At 41.2% G+C, this 9,872-nt stretch carries 10 protein-coding genes; all 10 read right to left on the bottom strand.

What is annotated here, in order from left to right:
- Positions 1 to 57 precede the first annotated feature (57 nt).
- Positions 58 to 861, bottom strand: coding sequence for a hypothetical protein (locus E1163_RS06270; RefSeq protein WP_155170585.1), 804 nt, complete (start codon positions 859 to 861; stop codon positions 58 to 60).
- 196 nt (positions 862 to 1,057) lie between these two features.
- Positions 1,058 to 1,507 (bottom strand): hypothetical protein, encoded by a 450-nt coding sequence (locus E1163_RS06265; RefSeq protein ID WP_155170584.1) that lies wholly within the window; start codon positions 1,505 to 1,507, stop codon positions 1,058 to 1,060.
- Positions 1,497 to 2,522 (bottom strand): hypothetical protein, encoded by a 1,026-nt coding sequence (locus tag E1163_RS06260; RefSeq protein ID WP_155170583.1) that lies wholly within the window; start codon positions 2,520 to 2,522, stop codon positions 1,497 to 1,499. The genes E1163_RS06265 and E1163_RS06260 overlap by 11 nt, the downstream gene beginning before the upstream one ends.
- Before the next feature lie 76 nt (positions 2,523 to 2,598).
- The gene (locus E1163_RS06255; RefSeq protein WP_246223525.1) at positions 2,599 to 3,072 is read right to left on the bottom strand and encodes a DinB family protein; all 474 of its coding nucleotides are present in this window, start codon (positions 3,070 to 3,072) and stop codon (positions 2,599 to 2,601) included.
- 34 nt (positions 3,073 to 3,106) lie between these two features.
- A complete protein-coding gene (locus E1163_RS06250; RefSeq protein ID WP_155170582.1) occupies positions 3,107 to 4,111 on the bottom strand; it encodes a hypothetical protein in 1,005 nt (334 codons plus the stop codon).
- Positions 4,112 to 4,252: 141 nt separating this feature from the next.
- Positions 4,253 to 4,783, bottom strand: a complete 531-nt coding sequence (locus tag E1163_RS06245) for a hypothetical protein (protein ID WP_155170581.1) — start codon at positions 4,781 to 4,783, stop codon at positions 4,253 to 4,255.
- A gap of 261 nt (positions 4,784 to 5,044) precedes the next feature.
- Positions 5,045 to 5,617, bottom strand: a complete 573-nt coding sequence (locus E1163_RS06240) for a hypothetical protein (protein WP_155170580.1) — start codon at positions 5,615 to 5,617, stop codon at positions 5,045 to 5,047.
- Positions 5,618 to 5,758: 141 nt separating this feature from the next.
- Positions 5,759 to 7,210, bottom strand: coding sequence for an N-acetylmuramoyl-L-alanine amidase (locus E1163_RS06235; RefSeq protein ID WP_155170579.1), 1,452 nt, complete (start codon positions 7,208 to 7,210; stop codon positions 5,759 to 5,761).
- A 190-nt stretch (positions 7,211 to 7,400) separates the two neighbouring features.
- Positions 7,401 to 8,429 (bottom strand): SanA/YdcF family protein, encoded by a 1,029-nt coding sequence (locus E1163_RS06230; RefSeq protein ID WP_155170578.1) that lies wholly within the window; start codon positions 8,427 to 8,429, stop codon positions 7,401 to 7,403.
- 210 nt (positions 8,430 to 8,639) lie between these two features.
- Positions 8,640 to 9,809 (bottom strand): CNNM domain-containing protein, encoded by a 1,170-nt coding sequence (locus tag E1163_RS06225; RefSeq protein WP_155170577.1) that lies wholly within the window; start codon positions 9,807 to 9,809, stop codon positions 8,640 to 8,642.
- Between the last annotated feature and the right edge of the window lie 63 nt (positions 9,810 to 9,872).

Genomic DNA, 9,872 nt, shown 5'->3' with positions numbered 1-9,872 from the left:
GAGGTGATTAACAGACTCAAAGCCAAAATCCCTGAAAACAGCTACTGTTTTATCTCCTTATTCCTTAAAATCCCTTGTAGTGCCAAAATAAGGAAGCTCTCCAATTTTCAGGTCAAGTGGCCTTTCGAGCTTTGCCAACTTGTCAATTCTAAGAAAGCGGTCATTTATTATTTTTCCTGTTTTATCAGTCTGAACTGTTACTAATATATGATCCTCTGTTTGGTAGGGCACTAATTGAGGTTCCGTTATAGCAAGTGAAGAATCAACTCTAGGCTCTATTCCATACTCCTCGAAAATTCTTTGCGCCGAATCCATTCCATAGAATATAACCTGATCAAGTAATTGATTGCTGTTTAAAGCTCCAATAGATATTTTTTTGTTATTAATTTCAGTTAACAATGATCTTAAATCCAATAGCTTTTCATGATATATACTTTGATAATGAGATTCCATTTGTTCAGTCTCATTACTCGACGAAACCTTGCCTTGATATTCTATTAGAGCCGCTATTGTCCTTTCTAAATATTCCCGGTAGGGTTCCTCAGTATTTCTAAACATAACGGGTATATCTTTAAGCAGTGCATAACCCTGATTATTCATTTCAGGGCTATAGTAATTTAAAGATGCATAGCTACTATCCCCTTGTTGTAAAAATATGCCTGTAACCTGGCCGTCATCACTAGCTTCAAACCTGCGAGCATTAAACAAAAACCCATACTTGCCTCTTATCGTGTAAGATGTTTGAGAATCAATTACAGCCCTGTCAGACAATTCAAGTACAGTATCAGAATTCCTGGTGATTACAAAATGGTACCTAATGCTCGCTGTGTCATCAAAGCATAGTGTCAGATTATACTTCATGCCATTATCTTCGGTGCTGTAGAATATATCCTGGTCCCGTTGGCTTGATTTGCTGGTTGCCGAACCATTGACCGAAGCAAACGAGCCATTTACACCATCAGGTTTATATCGGATAATAAAGGCTGTAATTAGCAACATCAATAGTACAACAGCCCATAAATAATACTTCTTGTTCATATACTGAAAACTGGAAATCCTAAGATTTTGGCATAGATACTCCTTTTGGCTCCTCAACAGCTACCTCTGCAACAGCATGAGCCTCCTCACTTCCGGCTTTTTTAGGCCAAATGTGAAAACCTCCGGTGCAAAAAGAATCCCAGATTTTTTTGGAGGCCTCAGCTCCAAACCCTTTAGGAATGGTTTCATTCAACTCCCAGAACCCCCAAATGCCATTCTCATCAATATCCCCTTCGTAAAAGACCTGATGCGTCGCATAAGATTTCGTCAGTCTGGCTTTAAAAGTTTCCAAATTATAGGTTCCCTTCCAGGTATATGGCGCTACATCGTCAGTACCATGGCCTGTGATGATGGAATCATGAAAAATTAATTCACAATCCATTTTATGCCTGGTAGCATTTTTCTTGTAGCAATAGAACCCGCTCCAGCTTCCACTGGGCAATAAGTGGTGTGTTTCTCTATTGTTCATTCTTTACTTTCATCTCCATCTCAAGCTTTCTTTTAAAAGCTTCTGGCTCATCCACATAAAGAGCGATTTTTTGCGTTCTCTTTTTGATACCATAGATGCCTGTTAATGTTACCGTGCCGGACAGGTGCAAAATAACATTGTGTTCTTCCAGCTCTCCCAACGGGGATAACTTGCTTACCTCTTTGTCATCTTTAACTGACTTTCTGGAAAATTCTATAGCCTCAATATCTTCCACGGATAAATCCACTTCATTTAAAATTCCATATCGCAGATACAGCCTGCCGTTATCAATTGAAATGGGCCTTTTTGACAGGGATCTGGCAAAGCCTAAAAATTGCATACCGGTATAAATACTTAATATGGTTAGTGCCCATGCGGCAACCACACTCCACCCAATCAGTAACGAATGCAAAACAAAGGTCTCTATTGCAATGACGAGAACCGCAGCTCCAAATAACCCGGTTGTACCACTGTTTTTATGGTAGCTAAAATCGCTTTCCCCTAATTTTCTGGTTTTCCAGTTAATTAAGCCATAGTACATTACAGCTATCTCCGAAGCCATTGGCATCACCAATGGCTTTGGAAAGGTTTCATAACATAAGGCTTTTAGTACAGTAAAAAAATCAGCTTCACCGGTCTTTAGTTTTGTATAGCGGTTAACAGTCTGGCGAACCTTAAAAATAATAAACGCCAATACCAGGAGCTCTATTACCGGCAGCCCCCAGGTTTTAAAATGATTAAGATAAAGCCGGCTATCCTCGGGAAGAAAATGGCTGCCTATAACAACCCCAATCACCATAACAGGAACCACTGTAGTATTGGGTACGGATGCCTTTCGGATAAGCAGATAGTATATGAAAGGTACCGAAATCACCAGGTCTATAGTAATGGCAAGATCAAAATTATTTATTGTTGATAAAATGGGGGATTTCATCAAAAAAATCAAAGTACCAAAGAGGGCCAACGGGGTCGCAACTATAATCAGATTCCGGCTGAGGTTTAGGGTTCCGTTCATAACTATTGGGAGTGTTTAACTGGTCTTGTTCCTTTCAATATAGAAATTTTTATCCGGGAAATTAATGATTTTGAGATCAAACAAACTTTCTGATATTCATCATGAACCCTAAGTGAAGCCCCTCATGATAATTATTAAATTCCAGCGCATCCTGCAGAGAGGCCAGATAAAAACCTGTTCCCGTCATTCGTTCTTTAAATGTTGTAAACTTTCCGGACTCAAGGTCATTCTCTGTTTTTTCTATAAGGGAGATCAGCAGTCTTTTCAATTCATCGGCTTCTGCCTGTGTAGTTTTGCCGGTAGGCCTGGTGCCTGGTTTGTACAGGTCAAACAGTTCATTGGGAACATAACCCTCAAGTCCGGAAGACCTGTAGACCAGACCTTGCTGGGCCACTACTACGTGCCCTATATTCCAAATGAGATTATTGCTAAACCCTTCCGGTAATTTATTAAGCTGCTCCAAAGTGTATTTGTCGAAATATTCGAGAAAAAGCTTCCTGCTGGTTTTCCAGATGTTCAGGGAGGTATACATGCTTTGCGTTTTGATCATGGTGATGGCTTTATCGTGTGATTACATTTTCCATTTAATTCTTTTGCCGGGATATCTCCTCCACCAAACTCACTACTTTGGCATTTGAGCTTCCATAGCTGACTATTTTTACATCGAGTGGCACTTTATTAAATTTTGAAATGGCCTTAGCTATGGAGTCTGTTATCCATGGTGTATCGTTGCCAAAAGCACCGCCTCCTACCAAAGTTAAAAATACTTTAGGGCAGCCTGTTTTTTCAAGGTTAATCACTGCTGCATACAACGTGGCCTCGTAAGAAGCTTCCAGTATCAGCCGGGCAAACCTTTCCCAATAAATTGGTTCTATGCTGGTATATGCTACAGGAAGCGCAGAGCAGTAGGCCTGGGAGACGATTTGCCGGCTGTCTGCCAGTGTTACTTCGGTTTGCCACTGCAGCCCTATTTTAAGTTTATCTTTTAGGGCTTCTTTGTACCCGTCACCAGCCTTCGCCAGTATTGAATTTATTTTGAGCAGACCTTCCTGGCTCAGCAATGCATAGCCATTGTTCATTTTCCAAAGCTGAAATTCTTCATTGCCCAACGCTGTCCCAATCAATTCAAGGCAGTCGATTTGGTTGTCTGATGACTGGCCCGTCCGTCCATTTACCTGAGTAAAGTAATTTCTGTAGATGGTACCCGCGCCACAGGCAATAGCGCAGGCAGGACCCTGGGTGAAGTCGTGCTCATACCCATCAACCCCTTGTTCGGGGGTAACATGCGGGCCGGTCATTTCCAGCAGATTAAACTGAGACGCTGCCTGAATTAAGGCATTTGCATTGTTGACGTTACGATGGATTTGCTGAACATTAGCAATAACTTCCGAAACCAATATGCGGCCGTCAAAATTTTCCAATGGCGGTGCCTGGGCTTTCAATTCTTTCAGCGTAGGTACCTGGAGTTCACCATACCGGTAAGATTTACCATTGATTTTGGAAGTCATGCTGGTCCCCTCTATTAAAAGGTGCTCCCTTACGTATTCAGGGGAGATCTCATCAAATCCGGTAAGCTTTTTAAACCACATAATTGAATAAAAATTTACTCAGGTAAAACAAATGAATACTTCTTTAAAACGGACCAGGCTGAAAACCTATGGAGCGAACGGATCAGAAAATAAAAACATGCAGAGTGAGGTAGTGCCTCACCAGAAATACCGCCTGATCTATTAAAATCTCTTTTTATACCAAATGGTGTATGCTGTATCTCCTATCATAGCCGGGCTGGGAAAGTTGGTGAATTCCCTGCAATATCCGGAGGCTAAATCCTGCTCCCCATATACATCGTAAGGTATTATAGTATACAATGGAGCAGCTTTAGCTGCTTTCCCGTTATAGCCCCAGGCGTAATTCATGGTAATGATGATCTCGTCTTCCGAGGTATAAGCAAGAGGAGCCTTCATATCAGGCCCGTCAGCCTTGTAAGGAATCCTGGCGATCCGCTTAACATTAGCCTTAACACTAAAATACTCTGGATTCCATTCACAAGTCACAATCTCAGTCGACAACACTTCCATGAGGTAAACTTCTGTTGCATACTCCCCTTCATAATCGCAGCAATCGCAATAATCCAACAAGTATGGATTTGATGCCAGATACTCCTGAACCTGCTCAGCCTGTTCAAGCGTCATGTTGTCCCACGGGTCTGCCCATGAAAGCGTTGGACATATCAAGAGCAGTGTTAGAATGATGTTTTTCATTTCACATATTTTTTAGAATGATAATTTAATAGCTTTTTATAAACCTCTATTTTTCCAATGACACCAAAATACAACTTATGTTAAATTATTTATGATTTAGTTTTTATTTATTCGGTTCAGTGGACCATCTAAATTTAAAACCGGGTTTAGAGAAATTTCAGTAATCCAACTTTTCCTAAATTATGATACTGCTATAAAAAAAGACACCCGATAGCTGTCAAGCCATCGGGTGAACATTCAAAAATAAACTACCTGATTAAGTTATCTTCGTTTTAGGGTGCTGCGGCTGCCTCCCAGTTCGGGTAAGCCCAGGGCCGCTTTCACTTCATTATAATCTGCTACATTGAGTCTTCCGCCTGTATCCCAGAACTCTCCCGGAACAACTACTACCCGGGCTATCCATTCATCGGTGTCGGATGCGGTGAGGTTATCCAGAGGAAATTGAGCATCAAGAAACAGTTTTACATCAAACTTTGTGAAATCGAAATTGTACTGCAACATTCCGTTTTCTGTAATTATTGTTTGGGGCAAGGCTCTCCATATCTCATTGCCATCCTCATCTACCTCCCAGAGCAAATACACCAGGGCCACATCAGAATCATAACCTTCAAAATCCTCAGGATATGATAGCAGTACTTTATAATCTGGCGCTGTAAAGTTTATATCGGTATATTCAAATACATATCCACTCTCTCCGGGGGCTCCTTCAGGTCCTTGCGGACCCTGTGGGCCTTGCGGGCCTACCGGTCCGGGAATACCATCATCATCTCCAACATAACATGACCCTAATGAGAGCATGATCAGCAAGGCGGGAAGTAGTACAAATTTTTTCATAGCCAATAATGTTTGATTACATAGTATGGCTACCAAACATTAGGCCACTTTTTTAATACTCACAAAAAAAGGCCTTAAACAGGCCAAAACAAAAGATTTTATAAAGCAAAAGAGGTGCTTAAAGCACCTCTTTTTTTATTTTTAATTACCGTCCTTATCTTCCAGGTCCTCTTCTTGTTCCTTGATATCTTCTTTAAATTCCTTTTCGTCACCGAAGTCATCCGAATACAGGGCATCCAATTGTTTGGATAATTCCTGATTGTATTTCAACCAGTCTTGAATGGCACTGAAATAAACCTGGGCTACATCTTTTACCCTGCTACTGGTTTTAATGCCTTTGACTGTCAGGTCCTTTTTACCCAGAAGCGGCATTTCTGTTTTGTTATCCTGATAAAGTGCTTCCGAGTAAGCTATCGGGCCTTCTACAACCCTGGTTAAGTAAAGGTTTCTATGGTATACTCCCTCAGACCTGTCTGAAAGAATAGAGTAACGTTTTGCAAAATCAAAATTATTGTCTTTAGGTAAGGCGTCAACTTTCAGATCATCGTTAAGCGCCTTAATGATATTGCTGGCGAATACATCTGACCCTTCGAGATCATGTGAAACCAACAGCCTCAACAGCTCAAACCTCTGATCAAGGCCATCCTGCCCGTCGATCTCAACTCCAAGGAAAGAACCGGGTATGAATACCATACTGTAGTTCTCATTTACAGGAGGCAGGTAAAGGTCTCCATATCTTTGGCCTCCTTCGCTGGCATTGTAATGTATCACTAAGGTAAGGTCGGGCTCAAACTCATTGATCTTCTGGCCTCTCGCCACAAAGTCTTTATTCCTAAATACATCATGGAAGATCATAAAATCAGGAGCTTCCCCGCTCATGAGATATTCAAATTTTTCACGATTATACCAGTCTTCCTTATACCCCTGCACGATATCCTTTTTATAATCTGTCTTTTTCCATTCGTTATAATTCATGCCAAAGGCACTCTTGCCATAGTCATGGGTAAGCATAACTTTTGCACCCTTCTTTTCAAGCATCTCTTTTAGTACCAACGCAGTGGTATAGGCGAGATTAGCTTCAAAAAACTCAATATCCTGTTTCTGATTGAAGTATTTACCTTCTGCCCGCACATATCGCTGCTCCAGTTTTGCTTCATCAAAGGTAGAAGCAATATGACCCGGATCCAGGGCAATTTTCAGCCCTCTCCACTCGCTAACCGGATAAATTGCAGGGTTAACGTGGGTATCTTTCACACCATAGAAGTAGTGCGAGCCCTTTCTGTTTAATATATCTATGATCTCCTCATCAGTCTGTTTTTCAAGCATTTCGTTGAAATGAGGCATTTCCCTCCAGTATAGGATAAATTCCGGCTTGTTTACTTTCTGACTGGTTGGGTAAATATATAACCCGCGGTCGTTGACGAGGACATTATCAAAGCACTCTGCTTCTTTGCATAAAAACTGCAGGTTTTTGGTCACACGATCCATGTAAAACTTTTTTACAGGTATGGGCTCTATTTTCTGTGACTTAACCTGCCCTATGGTAATGATAAAAAGCCCGATTAGAACAGCTAAAGAAAGTGATTTTTTCATGTGTATACGTTAAATGTTAACTGTAACGCGTAATTCGCAAAGAACCTTCTGCCCATCTGAACGATGATTCGGTGTTTCTGGTTCTTGCTCATTTCATGGTTAACCCTATTAATTAAATAAACTTTTAAAAAATTTGGCCAATATCAAAGATATAGCCTTAAAACATGTTAAAAAATAATTGGCCTACAACTTATTTGCCAAAATCGAAGGCGTCATAAGACAGGTATACAGCCATACTCAAATATATGAGTATAAAAGAAATTAATACCAAGTCTTGCTGACCGAAAGTTAGCTGCCGGCGAACTCCGGTAGAGCCATATTCAGGCTGGGTATTGAGTACCATAATATCCAGGATCATTTTAGGAACGGCCAGATGCTCTCTTACAAACATAGCCATATTCATATCCCCATCTGCGGCATAACCTCTGGCATCCACTCCAAAAAACCAGGAGAGGAACAACGCCCGCTGCAAGTGAAAGCCCTGGCTTACTACCAAAACGTTTTGCAAACCAAAAAGCCGTTTCGACCTCACGATGGAATCCAACGTCCTGAACCCGGCGAAATCCAGCTTAATGATGCTTTGCGGCACACCTCTTTTGATCAGGCTTCGCATCATATCCCTGGGTTCGTTATAATTTTCCTTGCTGTTATCACCACTGATCAATATGGTGGAGACATATCCTTTTTCATATAACTCCACTACGGCATTGATCCTGTTGGTGTAGTACAGGTTTTCGCTAACCCCATCCTGCAGGTATTTGTTGGTTCCCAATAACAGTACTGTATACTTTTGCTCCGCTATGTCCTCCACTTTATTGGCTATCCTCATGTTTGAATAAAAATCTACGACAAGGTTGGCCATAAAAATGAAGAAGAGGGTAGTGAAAATCAAACTCAACACCCGCTTGCCAAACCACAGCATCCCGTCCAGCACAAATTTACCCGAATAGAATTTATTAAGCCTGTAAAGCAAAAAGTGATCCACCACACTGTGCATGATAAGTATGGAGGCGGATAAAAATACAAATCCCAGGATGTTCCAGCTATCAATATGATCCAGATAGCCAGACAGATCATCCAACACAGAAGATACCGTTTTTGTGCCTTGATTCAGGTCCGAAATAAGCGTACCTATATCACTGTAGTAAAACGGGAGCATAAAAAGTGCTATTAATAAGAACAGCACTCCCATGAAAATTAAAAACTTAAGTCCTTTCATTTAGCAATTGGCAAGGAAAGCATAAATATCACAATATACCAACTAGACAACGGGGCCGAAATATAGTAAATCTTGGTGCGAGTATCTATCTAAAACAGACATTATATAAATGTTAATTTTTTAACGGCAATCCCCGCTAAAATTTCAGGATGGTTAATCAAGTCAGAAATGTCTTTTTTAAGAACCGGATACTTAAAACCTTAACAGAGCTTATTCTTTATTTTCCCCTTTATCTTTCTGGTCATCTGCCAATGGAGGCTGGCCTCCGGTGATGCCATACCGGGCAATATTATTGGTATCGGCATTGTCCTCCGCATTTCCCTCATTTTCTTCGTATGAGATAATGCCAACCCTGACAGCCCGTGATCTCCACTTCTTTCTGGCATATGCCTGCATGTCTTCTACACTGTCATACTCATCCATGATCTCCATGCCTAAAACCGTTTCCATCACATCTTCCATAGTAACCAGGCCTGAGATACTGCCAAACTTATCTGTAGCCAAAGCAATATGCTCTTTGCTCTCCACCAGCTTGTCGAGAATAAAGGGAAGCCTCATCTCCTTATTCACTACTATAATGTCCCGCTTGATATTACTCAGGTTCATCTGATGGTTATCTTCTGCCATTTCCGTAAGTACATCGTTTTTATGCACAAAGCCGGTGATGTCGTCCCGGTTTTTACTATACGTGGGTATTCGCGAGAATTTTTTAAACTCAGGCTCCTGGTACAGGTCAGCGATGGTTTTGCCCTCCTGCGCCATTACCATTACGGTACGGGGCGTCATGATGTCCTCCACTACTATATTCCTGAAACGGATCATGTTTTTAAGCATTTTAGACTCCATCTCATAAAAAACCCCTTCTTTATGCCCGATGTCAGCCATGGCGGATACTTCTGCCCTGCTTATGGAAACTTTCTCTTTATTACCGGAGATCAGGTAGGTTATCCCTTTGGAAAGTAATACCAGGGGATACATGAGCCAGATGAGTACATTTAAGGTCTTGGCTGTAAAGCCTCCCAGAGACCTCCAGTAGGTAGCACCAAGGGTTTTAGGAATAATTTCCGAGAAAACCAGGATGAGTAAGGTCAATACTGCTGAAACCACACCGAGATATTGATTACCAAACACTTCGGCAGCCTGAGCACCTACGCCTGCCGCACCCACAGTGTGGGCAATGGTATTAAAAGATAGTATGGCAGCGAGAGGTTTATCTATATTTTCCTTTAAAGCACTAAGGCGTACCTGAAGGGCGTGCCTGCCTTCTTCTTTCAGCGCTTCTATATAAGAAGGTGTAATACTAAGCAGCACAGCTTCCAGAATAGAGCATAAAAATGACACCAGTATGGCAATGGCAAGGTATAAAAAGAGTAATATCATATCAGTATATCTATAAAATCAACATTATTTTCATCTAAATGTTAAGGCCGTCATCCTAATTAC

The sequence above is a fragment of the Fulvivirga kasyanovii genome (genome assembly GCF_009711405.1).
Classification (GTDB): Bacteria; Bacteroidota; Bacteroidia; order Cytophagales; family Cyclobacteriaceae; genus Fulvivirga; species Fulvivirga kasyanovii.
The sequence above is the reverse complement of the archived record's forward strand: the minus strand, read 5'-3'. Positions and strand labels throughout refer to the sequence as shown.